The organism is Halorubellus salinus, from assembly GCF_020567525.1.
Lineage (GTDB): Archaea > Halobacteriota > Halobacteria > Halobacteriales > Natrialbaceae > Halorubellus > Halorubellus salinus.
The window spans coordinates 1-857 of record NZ_JAJCVI010000011.1 but is presented as its reverse complement, the minus strand read 5'-3'; the positions used below and the strand labels follow the sequence as shown (position 1 = coordinate 857).

The following is an 857-nucleotide window of genomic DNA, read 5'->3' as shown; positions in this document are numbered from 1 at the left end:
CCGAACTTGCCGGTGATGTAGTCCTCGACGCGCTGGCTCTCGGGGTTCTCGAAGATCTTGTCGGTGTCGTCGTACTCGACGAGTTCGCCACCGGTGAGGAACACGGCGGTCTGGTCCGAGATGCGCGCCGCCTGCTGCATGTTGTGCGTGACGATGACGACGGTGTAGTCCTCACTGAGTTCGTCGACGAGGTCCTCGATCTTCGAGGTGGCGATGGGGTCGAGCGCACTCGCGGGCTCGTCCATCAGGATGACCTCCGGGTCGACCGCCAGCGCGCGAGCGATGCAGAGACGCTGCTGTTGGCCGCCCGAGAGGCCGAGGGCGTTGTCGTCGAGGCGGTCCTTGACCTCGTCCCAGAGCGCCGCCTGCCTGAGCGCTCGCTCGACGAGCTCGAGCTCCTCCTCGGTGTCGTCCCGGCCGAAGAGCCTGGCGAGCAGGCCGGTATCGAGGTCGCCGTGCTTGCGGGGCCCATACGAGATGTTCTCCTTGATGGACTTCGGGAACGGGTTCGGGGCCTGGAACACCATCCCGATGCGCTTCCGGAGTTCGACGAGGTTCGCGTTCGCGTCGTAGATCTCCGTCCCACCGAGCTCGACCGACCCTTCGATTCGGGCGGCCTTGATGCGGTCGTTCATCCGGTTCAAGCACCGGAGGTACGTCGACTTCCCACAGCCCGAGGGCCCGATGAGCGCCGTCACCGAGTTCTCGGGGATGTCCATCGAGACGTCCTTCAAGGCGTGGTCGTCGCCGTACCACACGTTCAGGTCCTCGACGCTCAACTTCGCGTCGCCCTCGAACTCGAACGCCGTCCACTCCTCGCGGGTCTCCTCGGCCGTCTCGCCCGCGACCGTCGTCGA

The 857-nt window shown here is 65.8% G+C and carries 1 protein-coding gene; it reads right to left on the bottom strand.

The window, feature by feature from the left end; all coding sequences use genetic code 11:
* On the bottom strand, positions 1 to 857 hold an 857-nt coding region (gene pstB, locus LI336_RS20030), incomplete at both ends, for a phosphate ABC transporter ATP-binding protein PstB (RefSeq protein ID WP_227134950.1).